The sequence below is a fragment of the Streptomyces sp. NPDC091282 genome (genome assembly GCF_044757385.1).
Classification (GTDB): Bacteria; Actinomycetota; Actinomycetes; order Streptomycetales; family Streptomycetaceae; genus Streptomyces; species Streptomyces gramineus.
The window spans coordinates 584,022-600,352 of record NZ_JBIVUX010000002.1 but is presented as its reverse complement, the minus strand read 5'-3'; the positions used below and the strand labels follow the sequence as shown (position 1 = coordinate 600,352).

The following is a 16,331-nucleotide window of genomic DNA, read 5'->3' as shown; positions in this document are numbered from 1 at the left end:
CATGTGCGGGATACCGTCCCGGATGTGAAACGAGAAGAAGCGGTCTCCCCGGATCCCGTCGACGCCCGGCTCGGCGCCCGCCTGGCCGAACTGCGCGCCGCACACGGCTGGTCCCTGGGCGAGCTGGCGGAGCGCAGCGGAGTGAGCAAGTCGACCCTGTCCCGCGCCGAGCGGGCCGAGACCAGTCCCACCGCGGCCCTCCTCAACCGGCTCTGCAACGTCTACGGGCGGACCATGTCCCAGCTGCTCAGCGAGGTCGAGACGGCGCCCGTGCCGGTGCTGCGCGCCGCCGAACAGCAGGTCTGGGAGGACCGCGCCGCCGGTTTCGTCCGCCGGTCCGTCTCGCCCCCGCACGGCTCGCTCCGCGGCGAGCTGGTGGAGGGCCGGCTCGCGGCGGGCGCGGACATCTCCTACGACCGCCCGCCGGTGCCCGGCCTGGAGCAGCACCTGTGGGTGCTCGACGGGAGCCTCGCGGTGACCGCGCAGGACACCGAACACCTGCTGGAGACCGGCGACTGCCTGCGGCTGCGGGTGTGGGGGCCGACCCGGTTCCGGTGCGCCGGGCCGCGGGCGGCACGCTACGTCCTCGCGGTGGTGCGGCCGTGACGGCGGTGCGCCTGGGGGCGGACGGACTGGCCGAGCGGGCGGGGGAGTTGGCCGCGCTGCTGGCCGACACGGTGAACGGCGGCGCCTCCGTCGGCTTCCTCGCGCCGCTCGGTCCGGAGCAGGCGGCGGCCTGGTGGCGGGGGCGGGCGGACGCGGTGGCCGACGGGCGGCTCGCCGTGTGGGCCGCGCTGGACGGCGCCGGCCGGGTCGTCGGCACGGTGAGCCTGGCCTTCGCCTTCCCCGGCAAGCCGAACAGCCGGCACCGCGCCGAACTGGTGAAGCTGATGGTCCACCGCGAGGCCCGCGGCCGGGGCCTGGGGAGGCGGCTGCTGACCGTGGCCGAAGCGGCGGCGGCCGACGCCGGCATCACCCTGCTCCACCTCGACACCGAGACGGACAGCCCCGCCGAACACCTCTACCGGTCGGCCGGCTGGACCCGCGCGGGGACCATCCCCGACTACGCGGCCGACCCCGGCGGGGTGCTGCGGCCGACGACCCTCTACTACAAGCACGTCGGGGCGGGCACCGGCTGACTGTCAGTGCCGGCGGTTACGGTGCCGGACATGCCGCAAGCCGAAGACGTACGCCGCATCGCGCTGTCCCTGCCGGACACCAGCGAGAAGACCGCCTGGAACATGCCCACGTTCCGGGTCGCCGGGAAGATGTTCGCCACGCTGCCCGAGGACGAGACGTCCATCGCCGTGCGCTGCCCCAAGGAGGAGCGCGACGAACTCGTACTCGCCGAGCCGGGCAAGTTCTGGATCGCCGGTCACGAGGCGCAGTTCGCCTGGGTCCGGGTACGGCTCGCCGCCCTGGAGGACGAGGCCGAGCTGCGCGACATCCTCGCCGACTCCTGGCGCCAGGCGGCCCCGCCCCGGCTCCTGGACGCCCATCCGAGGGTCGGCCGCCCGGCCGGGGACTGAGTACGGCGGCACCGGCGCGTACGGCCGCGGCTCCCGCGCCGGACCGGGCCGCGCCGGACCGGGCCGCGCCGGACCGGGCCGCGCCGGACCGGGCCGCGCCGGACCGGCGCCGTGCCCGGACAAAAGCCGTGCGCGACCACCTGCCCGAGTGCGGTATTGTTTCCTTGCGCGTTTCGACCGGGGAAATCCCAGGTCAGACGGCACCGGGACGTGGCGCAGCTTGGTAGCGCACTTGACTGGGGGTCAAGGGGTCGCAGGTTCAAATCCTGTCGTCCCGACGGTGCGAAGGGTCGTCGCAGGCGAGAGCCTGTGAGGGCCCTTTTTCGCGTGCGCCGCGCGGCGAGCCGGTCACGGCACCGCGCCGGGTCGCTCGGGTGCCGTGACCGGCGGGGTGCGGGCCGGGCCCGGTGGGCCCGGCGGCGGACGCCGCGGTCGCGGCAGCCGCCCCCGCGCGGGCCGTCAGCCCACGCAGCCCACATGCGCGAGGGCCTGCTTCAGCAGCACGCCGTGGCCGCCGGGCATCTCGCTCTGCACGGCCGCGGAGACCGCATCCTGAGGGCTGAACCACACCAGGTCCAGGGCGTCCTGGCGGGGCCGGCAGTCTCCGGTCACCGGCACGATGTACGCCAGCGACACCGCGTGCTGACGGGGGTCGTGGTACGGCGTGACCCCCAGCGTCGGGAAGTACTCCGCCACCGTGAACGGCTGCAGGGAGGCCGGTACCCGGGGCAGCGCCACCGGGCCGAGGTCCTTCTCCAGGTGGCGCAACAGGGCGTCACGGACCCGCTCGTGGTGCAGGACACGGCCGGAGACGAGGGTCCGGCTGACCGTTCCGTCCGGGCCGATGCGGAGCAGCAGGCCGATGCTGGTGACTTCACCGCTGTCGTCCACCCGTACGGGCACGGCCTCCACGTACAGGATCGGCATGCGGGCGCGAGCCATCTCCAGCTCGTCGGAGGACAGCCAACCGGGCGTGGTTTCGGTCATGTCAGACATTGATTGATCATACTTTCCGGGTGGGGCACGCGCTCAGTCGTGGCCGGGGTCCGATACGGGGAGTCCGTAGAGGCGACGGGCGTTGTCGCGTCCTGTCCAGGCGGCGATCCTCACTGCGTCGGTGTGGCTCAGTTCGTCTGCGTCCACCCGCTCCTGGAGCACTCCGGCCAGTCCCCGCCGGAAGGACAGCGCACCGAGATGGTGGAACTCAGCCACACCATAAGCGTCCGAGCTGTACAGCAGCTTGCGGAACGGGGTGATCTCCATCGCCTCCGCCAGCACCGCGCCCGCCCGGCCCGGTCCCACGTAGTGCAGCGCGAGCCCGACATCGAGGTGCACGTGCTCGAACACCGTGGCGAGATAGGCGGCTTGGCGCTGGTAGGGCCAGCAGTGCAGCAGCAGCACCGGGACGCTGCCGGCGGTCAGCCGCAGCCAGTCCGTGAGCAGCGCCGGGTCCGCCTGGTGCAGCCGCAGGTCCGAGTCGCCGAAACCGGCGTGGAGTTGGAGCGGCAGTTCGAGGGCGACCGCCGTCCACAGCAGGTGACGCACGAGCACCGGGTCGGTGAGCCGGCCGCCCCGCGCGAACCACAGCGCGGCCGCCCGGGTCACCTCCGCGTACGTCGGCCGTGCCGGATCCAGGCCGAAACCGGTCCGGTAGGCCGCCACCGACTTGACGGCGACGACACCGGGCCGCCGTACCGCCTCCTCGGCCGCCGCCCGGAACGCGGACGCGTACCCGCCGGCGTCGACGCCCCGCCCGGCCACGGCCTCGGCGACGCTCTCCAGCCGGACCACCTCACGGGCGTCGGCACCGGCCGCGGCCGCGAGACCGGCGGGCGAGGTCACCGGGTGCGGCGCGTAGCCGGTGTCCACGCAGAACGTCTCCACGTGCGCGGCCCGCAGGAACCGCCGGTTGACCTCCTGCCAGCCCAGTTCCGCGCGGCGCGCCAGGTACGCGGCGGCGGGCGCGTGCCGCTCCAGGTCCAGCAGCGGCGCGCAGTGCCGCCGTACGGCCACTCCGACCGGGCTGTCGAACGGCGACACGCCCGGCCAGGCCGCGCCCTCGGTCAGCAGCGCCTCGAACCGGGCCGGACCGAGGTCGGCGGTGACCGCGCCGTGGCAGTGGTGGTCGACGAGCGGCAGCGCGTCGACCGCCTCCCGGACCGTTCCCGCCATCAGTACTTCCAGCGGTAGGCCGCCGCCACCCCGGCCTCGTCGTGCCCGGCGACCGCCGCCGTCTCGCCCTCGCGCACGGCCACCACCGCGTCGGCGAGGACCGGACCGAGGGCCGCGCACACCACCTTGTCCTCCCGGAACGCGTCGACGGCCTGCACCAGCGAGGTCGGCAGCCGTCGTACGCCCCGGGCGACCGCCTCGTCCGGGATCAGCCGGGCCGGGTCGTCGGCGACCTCCTCGGGAAGCGGCGCGGCCGAGGTGAGCCCGTCCAGTCCCGCGGCGATCACCGAGCCGAGGGCGAGATACGGGTTGGCGGCCAGGTCGACGGGTTTGACCTCCAGGTTGGCTTCCCGGCTCTGGTGGCCGGTCGTCCCGGTGACGACCCGGACGCCGGCCTCCCGGGCCTCATGTCCCCAGGCCGTGAACGCCCCCGCCCACCGGGAGGGCCGCAGCCGCAGGTAGCTGGCCGGGCTCGGCGCGGTCACCGCCAGCAGCGCCGGCAGGTGGGTCAGGATCCCGGCGACGAAGGACTCCGCCTCGGCCGTCATCCCGTACCGGCCGTCGCCGCCGGCGTGCAGGTTGACCCCGTCGCGCCACGCGGAGAGATGGAGGTGGCCGCCGTTGCCGACGCCCCGCTCGGTGACGGCGGGCGAGAAGGAGGCCCGCAGGCCGTGCCGCTGGGAGACCGCGCGGACGGTCTGGCGCACCAGCACGCTCTGGTCGGCCGCCGCCACCGGATCCAGCGCTCCGGTGGACAGCTCGAACTGGCCCGGGGCGTACTCCGGGTGGAACTGGGCCACCTGCACCCGCTGCGCGTCCAGGGCCGCGAGCAGGTCGGCCGCGTAGTCGCTCAGCTCGATCTGGCGGGCGGCGCCGTAGGCCGGGCCCTGGGTCGCCGGGGCGAACTCGTCGGCCGGGGCGGCGGCCCGGCCGAGCGCCCACTCGATCTCGACGCCCGCCTTGAAGGTGAGGCCGAGCCGGTCCTCGGCCTCGGCGACCGTCCGGCGCAGGAAGGTGCGGCTGCACCCGGGATGCCGGTCGCCCTCCTGGGTGATCCGGTCGACCGGTGCCCAGGCCCATCCGGGCTGCGCGGCGAGCACCACCAGCCGGTCCAGGTCCGGGTAGAGGCGCAGGTCGCCGTCGGGCGAGCCGAGGACGTCGGTGCGGACGACCGTGTCGTCGGCCAGGAAGGTGTCGAACACCGGGGACATGCCGACGCCCCACGCCACCGCCTGCTGGAGCCGCTGCCAGGGGACCGTCTTGACCCGGCAGATCCCGGCGGTGTCCACGTAGGCCAGCACGATCGCACGGACCCCCTGGGCGGACAGCTCATGGGCGAGGGCATGCGCGCGGGCGAGGTCGCCGGGGCGCCCGCCGGGCACGGGGTCGACAAGGGACGGCATTCGACATCCTCCTCGACGGGCTCGGGTGCACACGTCCTGGTCAGGCTTTCACGGCGACCGCGCCGAACCGCGCTACCGGCGCGGCTCGCGGGGGTGTGCCGTCCGCCGGTGACCGGGCGGCCACCGCGGACCCCACCGCCGTTTCCGGTCCCGTCGGCCGGGTGCGGGACACTGGTGTGCGAATGCCGTCTCCCACCGGAAGCAGGACATGCCCGCCTCGCCCGCCTCCCTCCTCACCACGACCGGCCCCGCGGCCGGCTCCGCCGACATCCGCCTCGTCGTCACCGACATGGACGGCACCCTCCTCGACGACGAGAAGCGCATCCCCGCGAGACTCTGGCCGATGCTGGCCGAGCTGCGCCGCCGCGGAGTGCTGTTCAGCCCGGCGAGCGGCCGCCAGTACGCCACCCTGGCCCGGCAGTTCGCCGACGTCGCCGACGGCATGGTGTTCATCGCGGAGAACGGCACGTACGTGGTGCGCGACGGCGTCGAGCTCAGCTCGGACGTGCTGGACCAGGCCGTCGCGGGCGACCTCGCCCGGACCGTGCGGCGGCTGGTCGCCGACGGCGTCGACGTCGGCGCGGTGGTCTGCGGCAAGCGGTCCGCGTACGTGGAGCGCACCGACGAGGCCTTCCTCGCCGAGGTCCGCCGCTACTACGTCGAGCACCGGGTCGTCGACGACCTCACCGCCGTCGACGACGACGTGATCAAGGTCGCGCTCTTCGACTTCGGCCCGGCCGAGCGCACCACCGCCCCGGCTCTCGCCCGTTTCGCCGCCACCCACCAGGTCGTGGTCTCCGGCGAGCACTGGGTCGACGTGATGAACCGCACCGCGAACAAGGGCACCGCCCTGCGCGGCCTCCAGCGCGAGCTGGGCATCACGCCCGCCCAGACGATGGTCTTCGGCGACTACCTGAACGACCTGGAGATGCTGGACGCCGCCGACTGGTCGTTCGCCATGGCCAACGCCCACCCGGACGTCATCTCCCGGGCCCGCCACCTCGCCCCGTCCAACAACGACGACGGCGTGCTGCGCACCGTCGCACGGATCCTGGGCCTGTGAACCGTCCTCACGGCCTGACCAGGCGGTCCTGCTCCACCGGGGGCGTGCCGTCGTGCCAGGGCAGGGGCTTGCCGAACCGGATCAGCTCGCCGTGCAGAGCGGGGTCGACGCGGTCGGCGAAGACCAGGTCGAGGACGGCGCGGGCGGCGTCGGCGGGGGACTGGGCCCGGCTGTAGTCGCTGAACCAGGGGCGGGAGGTGGCGGTGTCGACCATGCCGGGGCAGACCGAGGCGACCAGGGTGCCGGAGGCCAGGTCCCGGGCACGGCGTTCGGCGGCGACGGCGCGGACGGCGGCGACCTGGGCCACCTTCGAGGGCACGTTCAGCCACACGGGCCAGCCGGCCTCGGCGGCGGTGTGCCGGTGGACGGCGCCGCGCCAGGACTCCACGGCGTTCTCGACCTGGTCGAGGGTGGCGCCGTCGAACAGGTGGTGCAGCCGCGGGTCGAGGTGACCGAGCGTGCCGAGCGAGCTGGCGACGACCAGCAGCCGCCCGCCCGGACGCAGCACCGGGCCGAAGGAGCGCAGGATCGCGTGGGTGGCGGTGTTGGAGACGTCGATGAACTCGTCGGCCCGCTCGGCCTGCGACTCGTCGGGCAGCACGCGGGCGACCGCGTTGGAGACGACGACGTCCACTCCGCCGTGGCGGGCCCGGAGTTCGCCCGCGAGGCGGGCGATGGCGTCGGTGTCGGTGACGTCCAGGACCCGGCCCTCGACACGGGCCCGGGTGCCGGGCAGTCCGGCGACCTCGGCGGCGGCCTCCGTGACCCGCCGCGGGTCGCGGCCGGTGAGCAGGACGAGATCGGCCGGGTTCAGACGGGCGGCGAGGCCCTCGACGAGGGCGCGGCCGAGTCCTTGGTTGGCGCCCGTGACGAGGGCGATGCGCGGGGCTGTCGGGGATGCGTTCATGCCCGCAACGCTAGGAACCCCGTGTCCATGAGTCCAACGAGAGTTCGGCACGGCTAGCATGCGTGAACGTCATGGACTTCACCGATGTGTCACTGACCGCGCTGCGCGTCTTCCGCGCCGTGGCCGAACAGGGAACCTTCACCGCGGCCGCCGCCTCGCTGGGCTACACCCAGTCCGCGGTGTCCCGGCAGATCGCCGCGATCGAGCGCGCGGCCGGCGCCGAACTCCTGGAGCGGCGGCGCGACGGGGTACGGCTCACCGCGGCCGGCCGGGTCGTCATGCGGCGCGCGACGGTCGTCCTCGACGAGATCGAGGCGACGGCACGGGAACTCTCGGGCCTGCCGGAGGGGACCGGGCCGGTGCGGCTGGGCTGGTTCCCGACCGCGGGCGCCGTGCTGGTGCCCCGGGCCCTGGCCGCGCTGCGCCGGAGCGATCCGGGGCTGGTGGTCGTCGGCCGGGAGGGCACCACCCCGGCGCTGGTCCGCGCGCTGCGCGCCGGCAGCCTCGACCTCGCGCTGCTCGCCTCGGCACCGCCGTTCCGGGCGCCGGACACCGAGTCACCGCCGCTGGCGCTGCGGACCCTCGGCGAACGCGCCCTGTGCCTCGCGGTGCCGGCCGCCCACCCGCTGGCGCGCCGGGACTTCGTGGACGTGGACGACCTGCGCGGACAGCGCTGGATCGCCGGTCCCTCGGCGGGCGAGGACCGGCTGATGGGGGTGTGGCCCGGCCTCGACGAGCGGCCGGAGATCGTCCACACCGTCCGGGACTGGCTGGCCAAACTCCACCTGGTCGCGGCCGGCTGCGGGCTGACCACCGTGCCGGCCGCCCTCGCCGCCGCCGCGCCGCCGGGCGTCAGGATCCTGCCGGTGCGCGGCGGGCCCCAGGAACAGCGGCGCCAGCTGCTGGCCCGGCTGCCCCACCCGCCGACGCGGGCGGTCGCGCGCGTGGCGGCGGCCCTGCGGACGGCGGCGCTCGACACGGAGGCACCGCACTCGGCGACATGAGGGGCGGGGAGGTCCGGTCCGGACCTCCCCGCCCCTCTCACGCCGTACCCGGGAGTCCCGCCGGTCCCGCCGGTTCGGACGTCCCGGTGCTCAGCTGTTCTCGGCCGCGAACATCCAGCGCTGCTTCTCCAGGTCCGCGGTGATCGAGATCAGCAGGTCCTGGGTGACCGGATCGGGCTCGGCGGTCGCGGCGATCCGCTCCCGCAGCCTTCCGGCCGCCGCCTCCAGCGTGCGCACCATCAGGTCGACGACCTCGTCGTCCCGCAGCCAGCCGTCCTTGGCGCCGGGCAGCGAGAAGGCCGCGGCGACCGTCTCCGGACGGCCGTCCGGGGAGACGCCCAGCGCGGCGGCGCGTTCCGCGACGGTGTCCGAGTGGGCGCGTGCGGTGGCGACCACCTCGTCGAGCTGCAGATGGACCGAACGGAACCGGGGCCCGACGATGTTCCAGTGCGCCTGCTTCCCGATCAGGGACAGCCCCAGCAGATCCACCAGGGTCTCCTGGAGGGCGGTCCCGGTGACCCGGAGCGCTCCTTCGGACAGTGTGCTCTTCACCACGGTCATCCCTGCGATTCCTTCCTCGTGCGGTGATCGCCGACCGGGTGCCCGGACCGGGCAGCGGTAAACGCCGGGACGGTACTTACCGGAACGGCTTGTCCGGACATAACATCGGTCCCCGCATGAACACCATGACCCTCTGGCACATATCCGGCTGGGAGTTCGCCGCCCTGGCCCTCGCCGCGCTGCTCGTCGGCTTCTCCAAGACCGCCGTCAGCGGGGCCAACACCGTCAGCCTCGCCGTCTTCGCCGCGATCCTCCCGGCCCGCGCCTCCACCGGCGTCCTGCTCCCGATCCTGATCGCGGGCGACGTCCTCGCGGTCGCCACCTACCGCCGGCACGCCCACTGGCCCACGCTCTGGCGGCTGTTCCCCGCCGTCGCCGCCGGCGTGGTGATCGGCACCCTGTTCCTGGTGTGGGCCGACGACCGGGTCGTGGGAACGTCGATCGGCGCGATCCTGCTGCTGATGGCCGGCGTCACCCTGTGGCGGCGCCGCGGGGCCGGCCGGCCGGACGACCCGGAGGCGGTCACCACCCGGGCGGGCCGGGTGAAGGCGGGGTCCTACGGCGTCCTCGGCGGCTTCACCACGATGGTCGCCAACGCGGGCGGCCCGGTGATGTCGATGTACCTGCTGTCGGCGGGCTTCCGCAAGCTCGGTTTCCTCGGCACCTCGGCGTTCTTCTTCCTGATCGTGAACGTCTCCAAGGTCCCCTTCAGCGCCGGCCTCGGGCTGATCGACGGCAACTCGCTGCTGCTGGACGCCGCGCTCGTGGTGTTCGTGGTGCCGGGCGCGCTGATCGGCAAGTGGGCGGTGGACCGGATCAACCAGCGGCTGTTCGAGCAGCTGGTGATCGCGGCGACGATCGTCGGCGGCCTCCAGCTGCTCCTGCGCTGACCGGTCCGGGGCGCCCGCGCCGACCGGTCCCGCACCCGGGAATGCGACCGCGGGACCCGTTGTTACAGCCATCGTGATTGACATGCTCGGATCAGTGATCCCGGGTGTGGGCGAAGGGAGAACCTCATGGCACGCAGCACCGCGCGTCCCGTCGTCCGGCTGAAGTCGACGGCCGGGACCGGAGTCACCTATGTGACCCGCAAGAACCGCCGCAACGACCCCGACCGGCTGGTCCTGCGCAAGTACGACCCGGTGGCCGGCGCACACGTGGACTTCCGCGAAGAGCGCTGAACCGCCGAGAACGACCGGGCCCCACGCTCCGGAACACCACCGGAGCGGGGCCCAAGGAAGGAAACCCGATGAAGGCCCGCATCCATCCCGACTCCCGGCTCGTCGTCTTCCGCGACCGCGCCGCGGACGTCGCGTTCCTGACCCGCTCCACCGCCGACTCGTCCCGGACGGTCGAGTGGGAGGACGGCGTCACGTACCCGGTGATCGACGTCGAGGTCTCGTCCGCGTCGCACCCCTTCTACACCGGCAGGTCCCGGGTGCTGGACAGCGCCGGCCGCGTGGAGCGCTTCGAGCGCCGCTACGGCCGCACCGCCGCCCGCGGCTGACCCGGCCCGGCGACCGACACGAGGAGAACGAGAACCATGAAGGTACGCAAGTCCCTGCGCTCACTGAAGGCCAAGCCCGGCGCCCAGGTGGTCCGCCGCCGCGGCGTGGTCTACGTGATCAACAAGAAGGACCCCCGGTTCAAGGCCCGCCAGGGCTGACGGCACCTCCTTCGCACGACGGCCGCCCGGCCCACCGCCGGGCGGCCGTCCCGCGTCCCGGCCCGCCGTACGCGGCCCGTACGCTCGCCCCATGTCCCCGCACGTCCTGATCCTCGGCGGCACCACCGAGGCCCGCGAACTGGCCGCCGCGCTCGACGCGCACCCCGGCGTCCGCGTCACGACCTCCCTGGCGGGCCGCGTCACCCGGCCCGGCGCGCTGGCCGGAGAGGTCCGCGTGGGAGGCTTCGGCGGGGCGGAAGGTCTCGCCGACTGGCTGCGCGCCGAACGCGTGGACGCCCTCGTGGACGCCACCCACCCGTTCGCCGGCACGATCACCGCGAACGCGGTCCGGGCCGCGGACCGGGCCGGTGTCCCCGCCCTGGTACTGCGCCGTCCGGGCTGGCGGCCCGGCCCCGGCGACCGCTGGCACCCGGTCCCGTCCCTGCCCGCGGCGGCCGGCCTGCTGCCCCGCTTCGGCCCCCGGGTCCTGCTCACCACCGGACGCCTCGGGCTGTCCGCCTTCGCCCACCTGACCGACCGGCACTTCGTCGTCCGCTCGGTGGAACCCCCCGAACCCCCGATGCCCCCGCACACCGAAGTGCTGCTGGCCCGGGGGCCGTTCACGGTCGCCGACGAGACCGCGCTGCTCCAGGAGAACCTGATCGACGTGCTGGTCACCAAGGACAGCGGGGGAGCGGCGACGGCCGCCAAGCTCACGGCCGCCCGCGAGCTGGGACTGCCCGTCGTCGTCGTACGGCGCCCGCCGCTGCCGGCCGGGGTGACGGCGGTGCCGGACGTGGCGGCCGTACTGGAACGGCTGGCCCTCGGCCCCGCGTGAGCGGGCCGGACGCCGGTCACGCCTCCCGCGGAGCCCGCGGGCGGCGGCGCAGCAGATACGTGTCCATGATCCAGCCCTTGCGCTCGCGGGCCTCGGCCCGCAGCCGCTCGATCCGTGGACCGGCCTCGGCGATCGGACCGGAGACCAGGATCTCGTCGGGCGTGCCGAGGTAGGCGCCCCAGTAGATGTCGATGTCCTGGTCCGCGTAGTGCCGGAAGGCCTGGTGCGCGTCCAGCATCACGACCACGTCGTCCACGCCGTCCGGCAGCCCCTCGGCGAGCCGCCGCCCGGTGGTGATCTGCACCGGCCCGCCGACCCGGTTCAGCCCGGTGCGGTGCCTGGCCACCAGCGCCGACACGCTGCTGATCCCGGGTACCACGTCGTACGCGAACGCCACCGTGCCGCGGGCCAGCACCTCTTCGAGGATCGCCAGCGTGCTGTCGTACAGCGACGGATCGCCCCACACCAGGAACGCGCCGGTCTGCTCCGCGCCGAGCTCCTCGCGGATCAGCCGCTCGTAGATGTCCGCGCGGGCGCTGCGCCAGTCGCCGACGGCCGGCGAGTACGCCCCGCCGCTCGCGGCCCGGTCCCGGTCCGGGTCCCGCGCCTCGACCAGCCGGAAGCCGCCGTCCGGCAGGTGCGCGTCGAGCATGTCCCGGCGCAGCCCGGTCAGATCGCTCTTGACCTCGCCCTTGTCGAGCAGGAAGAACACGTCCGTGCTCCGCAGCGCCCGGACCGCCTGGAGGGTGAGCTGCTCGGGGTCGCCCGCGCCGATACCGATGACATGAATCTTTCGCACGCCCCCGAGTCTGCCGCATGCCACCGCCTGCCGATCACCCCCGGTGCAGCCGCGGCGCCTCGGCCCCGGCGTCGACGGCTCCGGCACCCCCCTCCACCCGCCCGGCCAGCTCCCGCGCCCACGCGGCGAGCCCGTCCGGCTCCATCCCGTAGGGCCGCAGGACCCCGCTGCCGGCCGCCCACTCCTCGACCGCGCCCGCACCGCGCCGCAGCAGCCGCGCACCGCCCCTCGCGTTCCCGCGCGCCGCGTGCGTGAGCCCGACGGCCAGCTGGGCCAGCCCCCGCCACAGCGCCCGCTCCGCCTCGGGCCCCGCCTTCCAGGCGTCCTCGAACACCTCGTGCGCGTGAAACGGCTTCCCTGCGTCCAGCAGCGCCTGCGCCTCGGCGACGGTCTCCTGCGGGGTCCGTACGATCCCCTCCGCCTGCCGCTCGACACCGGGCGCGCCGTACGGCAGCGGCCGCCCCAGCCCGTCCCGCGGCCGGGCGCTGCGCGCCCGCCCCTCGGCGTCCCGGTCCCGTGCTCCGGTGTCTCCCCTACGGCCCATACGACCGATTGTCCCCCGGCCGCCCGCCCGCTTTCGGCCCGCCCGGCCGGGTGCGGTAAAGTGCTGTCCGCGTGATCACGCGCATCACCGCGAGTGACCGCACCGGGACGTGGCGCAGCTTGGTAGCGCACTTGACTGGGGGTCAAGGGGTCGCAGGTTCAAATCCTGTCGTCCCGACTGGAGACAGTCGAAGGCCGAGGGGCCGCTTCGGAGGACATCCGAAGCGGCCCCTCGGCCTTTTTCCGGGTGCGCGGTGCCCCGGGCCGTGACCCGGGGCTCCGGAACGGCCGCCGTGGCCGGGGATTTCCGCGAACATCCGGCGGCGTACGGGTTCGCCCGCTAGCTTGCCTGGCATATCGGGGATGGTTTCCCGAACCGGTCCGCAGGGGTACGGAACCGGTGCGTCATGGCTAGGGGGGACATGTCAGACATATCTGCGGCCATCGCTGCCCTGCTCGAAGCGCGATCGCGTCAACTGCCCGCCGTGGAGCGGGAGAGCGCGCGGTGGAAGACGCTCGGTGCGCACTTCGACGATCTGGAGGCGGCCCTCGCCGACCTCCGCACCCACACCACACCGGATCCCGACCTCGCCGCCTCGCTCACCTTCCCCCAGCTGCCGGAGATCCGGGCGGGGGCGGCCGAGGCCGCCGTCTCCTTCCAGGTGATCGCCTCACGCTTCACCCGCACCACGGTCAACCTCGGGGTGAGCGGTGCCGCACGCATGGGCAAGAGCACGCTGCTCCAGTCCGTCTCGGGCCTGGACGACCGGCAGATCCCGACCGGTGACGGCATTCCGGTCACCGCCGTACGCAGCCGGATCTTCCACTCGCCCACGGTGCGCCGGGCCGAGCTGGAGATGTACAGCCCGGCGGGCTTTCTCACCGAGGTGATCGCCCCGCTGCACGCCGCCCTCTCGTATCCGGCGCCCCCGCGCTCCCTGGAGGAGTTCGCCGCGTGGCGCTACCCGGAGTCGACGGACCAGACCCGCGGCCGCCTGCTCCTCACCAGGCTCCGTGACCTGCAGAGCGCACTGCCCTCCTACGAGCACCTGCTGACCGGCGGGGTGACGTCGGTGCCCCTGGAGGAGATCCGGCCCTACGTCGCCTATCCGACGGACGAGGAGATCAGGGCCGCCGGTCCCGGCGGGGTGCGGCGCGCCTACGCCGCGGTGCGCGAGGCCCGGATCGAGTGCCCCTTCCCGCACGAGCACGTCGCCCGGATCGGCATCGTCGACCTGCCCGGTCTGGGCGAGGTCACCGCCGACGCCGAGGAACGCCACGTGGACGGGCTCCGCAACGAGGTCGACGCGGTCCTGGTCGTCAAGCGCTCCTCCGACACGTCCTCCTTCTTCGACGAGACCGACGCCTCCGGCATGGCGTTGCTGGACCGGGTGCGCGGGTACGTGAGCAGCACCGGCGAGTTCGCCTACGTGGTGCACAACATCGACCCGGACAAGCCGCACCTCGCCGAGAACCTCCGCGGGGACCTGCTGCGCAACCTCAACGGCGGGGAGGCCGACCGCTTCTTCACCGTTCTCGAGACCGACGTACGCGATCCGGAGCGCGTCGGCCGCGAGGTGCTGACACCGCTCCTGAAGCGGCTGGCCGACGGACTGCCGGTGATGGACGCCGAGGTGCTGTCCGCCACCCGCGGCCGGGCCGGCGCGGTACGCGACCGGATCCGGCTGCAACTCGCCGACGTCCGCAGCGCGTTGAGTCTGGTGGCACGGCGGGCCGGAGTCCCGGAGGAGGTCAACGACGCCAAGGCCGCCCAGTTGCGCAGCGGAATCGCCAAGCGGCTGCGGCTGCTCGTCGCCGGCCTCGCCGCGGAGGCGAACGGCTCGGCCGACCCGGCGTACGCGCAGGCGGTCGAGAACGCCTACCAGGGCGTCCTGGACTGGATCGGCGACGGCTTCGGCCGCGGCGCGGACATCTGGCGGGAACTGGCACTCACGCGCATGATCACCGAAGGCCATCCGGCGGACTTCGCCGGGCCCGAGTTCAACCGGATCCGGGTGGAGATCAGCCGCCGCTTCGCCGCACTCGACGACTTCTTCACCGAACGGCTCACCGACGCCTGGGACCGGACGGCGGAGGCCGTCGCGGCCGAGTGCGGCGCGCTGTTCGCCGAGCCGGCACCCGGCGCGGCGGGGACGGGCCGCGAACTCCTGGGGCGCCTGGCCGGACTGTTCGACGAGTCCTCCCAGCCGTGCCCGGACCTGGCGGCGGCGGTGCACAGCCTGCTGGACGTACGCCTTGAGTACCGCACGCTGCTCTACCCCCGGGTACGCCCCGACCTCGCCCCGCTGAACCTCCAGGTCACCCACCCCGACACCGGCGAGGAGATGCAGCAGGTGGCGGTCCCGCTGACCGAGGAGGGCGCCGAGGAGCTGTACGGCATCTTCAACGGCCTCGCCGAACAGGCGGCGTTCCGGATCCAGAAGTCGCTGCTGCGGGAGGCGGCGGTTCCCGCGGCCGTGGTGCACGCGCTGGTGGAGCAGTTCGAGGACACGCTGATCCGGTCGGGCACCTCGCCGCAGGAGTTCCGCCGCTTCGTGCGCAGCTACCGCAACGACCTGTGGCCGGAGGAGTTCCGTGGTATCGACGAGGCCAACAGCCGCTTCGCGCGGGTGGTCAGGGTGACCGAGGGGATCGCGGCCCTCGCCGGGGAGGAGGAGGAACGGTGACCGACGCCGAACGCCCGGTGTTCGAGTACAAGATAGGCCTGCTGGCCCCGAGCCAGGTGGGCAAGAGCACCCTGATCGCCAGCCTGCTGTCGGAGGGCCAGCGGATGCTGACCGGGGACACCACGGTCCAGCTGGTCGCCGCCGACCGGCTCACCCGCAACCGGATCGCCATCGCGGACAACCTGGTCGCCGGGGCGCTCAAGGCCCGCGTGTTCCAGCCCAAGCTGATGCCCGGCACGAGTGACCCGGCCTGGTTCCGGCTGCTGCTGGAACCGCGGGGCCGGGACCTGCCCATCCGCTTCGACATCCTCGACTATCCGGGCGGCTGGCTGGAGAGCGGCGGCGAGGGTCCCGAGCACGAGCAGAAGTGGAACGAGTGCGAGGCGTTCCTGGCCGACAGCTCGGTGCTCATCGTGCCGATCGACTCGGTGCTCCTGATGGAGGCCGGAGCCGAACACGCCCCCGTCCTCACCTCCCACCTCGCGGTGTTCCAGATCAAGCAGGTCGTGCTGCGATGGGCCAAGAACCGGCGTGAGCGGGCCGGCGAGCCCGCGATGGTGATCTTCTGCCCGGTCAAGTGCGAGACCTACCTCTCGGACAGCGGAAGCCTCCAGGACCACTCCGCCGCCCTCAAGCACCAGGTCGTCGACCAGTTCAGCGAGGTGCTGGAGACGATCAGGGAGGCCGCGCCGCACGCGTCGGTCCGGTACCTGCCGATCGACACCTACGGGTGCGTGGAACTCGTCTCGGCCCGCTGGGTGCCGCGCCCCGGCGCCCCCGGAAACGTGGAGATGGAACCGAAGTACCGGGTCCGGCCGCCCGGCACCATCACCAGGAAGGGACTGGAGGACCTGATCGGCCTGCTCTGCCGCCAACTGGTCGACAGCGCCCGGATGCAGAGCGAGCAGAGCGCCGCCCGGCACCAGGCGACCGCCCGGTACTCCAGGGAGTACGCCGACCTGCGCGAGGGCTTCTTCCGCGACCTCTGGAACAGAGCCAGCGGGGAACGCGGCCGCCGCGAACGGGTCGCCGAGGCCGACCAGCAGCGCTACACGGAGGCCCAGGAGGTCACCAGGTCCCTCTTCGACGTCCTGGCCGCCCTGGCCGAGCGGCGCGGCGGACCCCGCCTGCACCACCTGAGCTGAACCGGCCGCCGAGG

19 protein-coding genes and 2 tRNA genes are annotated in these 16,331 nt (G+C 73.9%); 14 read left to right on the top strand and 7 right to left on the bottom strand.

Annotated elements, in window-relative coordinates:
• Positions 1-24 precede the first annotated feature (24 nt).
• From ACIQOE_RS09810 to ACIQOE_RS09795, 4 genes are all read left to right on the top strand, one after another.
• Positions 25-606, top strand: a complete 582-nt coding sequence (locus tag ACIQOE_RS09810; protein WP_362642777.1) for an XRE family transcriptional regulator — start codon at positions 25-27, stop codon at positions 604-606.
• Positions 603-1,139 (top strand): GNAT family N-acetyltransferase, encoded by a 537-nt coding sequence (locus ACIQOE_RS09805; RefSeq protein ID WP_399013395.1) that lies wholly within the window; start codon positions 603-605, stop codon positions 1,137-1,139. Before ACIQOE_RS09810 ends, ACIQOE_RS09805 begins: the two co-directional genes overlap by 4 nt.
• A 30-nt stretch (positions 1,140-1,169) precedes the next feature.
• Positions 1,170-1,529, top strand: a complete 360-nt coding sequence (locus ACIQOE_RS09800) for an MmcQ/YjbR family DNA-binding protein (RefSeq protein WP_351314481.1) — start codon at positions 1,170-1,172, stop codon at positions 1,527-1,529.
• A 204-nt stretch (positions 1,530-1,733) separates the two neighbouring features.
• Positions 1,734-1,807: transfer RNA gene (locus ACIQOE_RS09795), tRNA-Pro, on the top strand.
• Between the two features lie 181 nt (positions 1,808-1,988).
• Here the strand turns inward: ACIQOE_RS09795 and ACIQOE_RS09790 are convergent.
• The 3 genes from ACIQOE_RS09790 to ACIQOE_RS09780 are packed head-to-tail and all read right to left on the bottom strand — an operon-like array spanning position 1,989 to position 5,104.
• A complete protein-coding gene (locus tag ACIQOE_RS09790; RefSeq protein ID WP_351316004.1) occupies positions 1,989-2,516 on the bottom strand; it encodes an NUDIX hydrolase family protein in 528 nt (175 codons plus the stop codon).
• Between the two features lie 42 nt (positions 2,517-2,558).
• Complete coding sequence (locus ACIQOE_RS09785) at positions 2,559-3,704, bottom strand: amidohydrolase family protein (protein WP_401411558.1); 1,146 nt, start codon at positions 3,702-3,704, stop codon at positions 2,559-2,561.
• Positions 3,701-5,104, bottom strand: a complete 1,404-nt coding sequence (locus ACIQOE_RS09780; RefSeq protein WP_401410775.1) for a glutamine synthetase — start codon at positions 5,102-5,104, stop codon at positions 3,701-3,703. Before ACIQOE_RS09780 ends, ACIQOE_RS09785 begins: the two co-directional genes overlap by 4 nt.
• A 208-nt stretch (positions 5,105-5,312) precedes the next feature.
• On the opposite strand from ACIQOE_RS09780, the gene ACIQOE_RS09775 reads away from it, so the two are divergent.
• A complete protein-coding gene (locus ACIQOE_RS09775) occupies positions 5,313-6,167 on the top strand; it encodes a Cof-type HAD-IIB family hydrolase (protein ID WP_401410772.1) in 855 nt (284 codons plus the stop codon).
• Between the two features lie 7 nt (positions 6,168-6,174).
• On the opposite strand, the gene ACIQOE_RS09770 is transcribed toward ACIQOE_RS09775, so the two are convergent.
• The gene (locus ACIQOE_RS09770; protein WP_401410770.1) at positions 6,175-7,074 is read right to left on the bottom strand and encodes an SDR family NAD(P)-dependent oxidoreductase; all 900 of its coding nucleotides are present in this window, start codon (positions 7,072-7,074) and stop codon (positions 6,175-6,177) included.
• Positions 7,075-7,145: 71 nt separating this feature from the next.
• On the opposite strand from ACIQOE_RS09770, the gene ACIQOE_RS09765 reads away from it, so the two are divergent.
• Positions 7,146-8,078, top strand: a complete 933-nt coding sequence (locus ACIQOE_RS09765) for a LysR family transcriptional regulator (RefSeq protein ID WP_365568286.1) — start codon at positions 7,146-7,148, stop codon at positions 8,076-8,078.
• A 90-nt stretch (positions 8,079-8,168) separates the two neighbouring features.
• On the opposite strand, the gene ACIQOE_RS09760 is transcribed toward ACIQOE_RS09765, so the two are convergent.
• The gene (locus ACIQOE_RS09760) at positions 8,169-8,639 is read right to left on the bottom strand and encodes a DNA starvation/stationary phase protection protein (RefSeq protein WP_351314463.1); all 471 of its coding nucleotides are present in this window, start codon (positions 8,637-8,639) and stop codon (positions 8,169-8,171) included.
• A gap of 116 nt (positions 8,640-8,755) precedes the next feature.
• On the opposite strand from ACIQOE_RS09760, the gene ACIQOE_RS09755 reads away from it, so the two are divergent.
• The 5 genes from ACIQOE_RS09755 (at position 8,756) to ACIQOE_RS09735 (ending at position 11,143) form a co-directional block, all read left to right on the top strand.
• Positions 8,756-9,529, top strand: coding sequence for a sulfite exporter TauE/SafE family protein (locus ACIQOE_RS09755; RefSeq protein ID WP_365565487.1), 774 nt, complete (start codon positions 8,756-8,758; stop codon positions 9,527-9,529).
• A gap of 126 nt (positions 9,530-9,655) precedes the next feature.
• Entirely contained in the window at positions 9,656-9,820 is a 165-nt protein-coding gene (rpmG, locus tag ACIQOE_RS09750) for a 50S ribosomal protein L33 (protein ID WP_046728127.1), read from the top strand.
• A gap of 68 nt (positions 9,821-9,888) precedes the next feature.
• Positions 9,889-10,146 (top strand): type B 50S ribosomal protein L31, encoded by a 258-nt coding sequence (locus ACIQOE_RS09745; RefSeq protein WP_365568281.1) that lies wholly within the window; start codon positions 9,889-9,891, stop codon positions 10,144-10,146.
• A gap of 36 nt (positions 10,147-10,182) precedes the next feature.
• Entirely contained in the window at positions 10,183-10,305 is a 123-nt protein-coding gene (ykgO, locus tag ACIQOE_RS09740) for a type B 50S ribosomal protein L36 (RefSeq protein WP_046728129.1), read from the top strand.
• Between the two features lie 91 nt (positions 10,306-10,396).
• Positions 10,397-11,143: a cobalt-precorrin-6A reductase gene (locus ACIQOE_RS09735; protein WP_401410765.1), complete on the top strand. Its 747-nt coding sequence runs from the start codon at positions 10,397-10,399 to the stop codon at positions 11,141-11,143.
• A 16-nt stretch (positions 11,144-11,159) separates the two neighbouring features.
• Here ACIQOE_RS09735 and cobF read toward each other — a convergent pair whose 3' ends face one another.
• Entirely contained in the window at positions 11,160-11,942 is a 783-nt protein-coding gene (gene cobF, locus ACIQOE_RS09730; RefSeq protein ID WP_351314449.1) for a precorrin-6A synthase (deacetylating), read from the bottom strand.
• Positions 11,943-11,976: 34 nt separating this feature from the next.
• Entirely contained in the window at positions 11,977-12,486 is a 510-nt protein-coding gene (locus tag ACIQOE_RS09725; protein ID WP_365565498.1) for a DUF309 domain-containing protein, read from the bottom strand.
• Positions 12,487-12,589: 103 nt separating this feature from the next.
• Between ACIQOE_RS09725 and ACIQOE_RS09720 the strand changes: the two genes are divergently transcribed.
• From ACIQOE_RS09720 to ACIQOE_RS09710, 3 genes are all read left to right on the top strand, one after another.
• Positions 12,590-12,663 (top strand) — tRNA-Pro (locus ACIQOE_RS09720).
• Between the two features lie 244 nt (positions 12,664-12,907).
• Entirely contained in the window at positions 12,908-15,172 is a 2,265-nt protein-coding gene (locus ACIQOE_RS09715; protein WP_401410763.1) for a hypothetical protein, read from the top strand.
• Positions 15,169-16,317 (top strand): hypothetical protein, encoded by a 1,149-nt coding sequence (locus tag ACIQOE_RS09710; RefSeq protein WP_351314441.1) that lies wholly within the window; start codon positions 15,169-15,171, stop codon positions 16,315-16,317. The genes ACIQOE_RS09715 and ACIQOE_RS09710 overlap by 4 nt, the downstream gene beginning before the upstream one ends.
• Positions 16,318-16,331 lie beyond the last annotated feature (14 nt).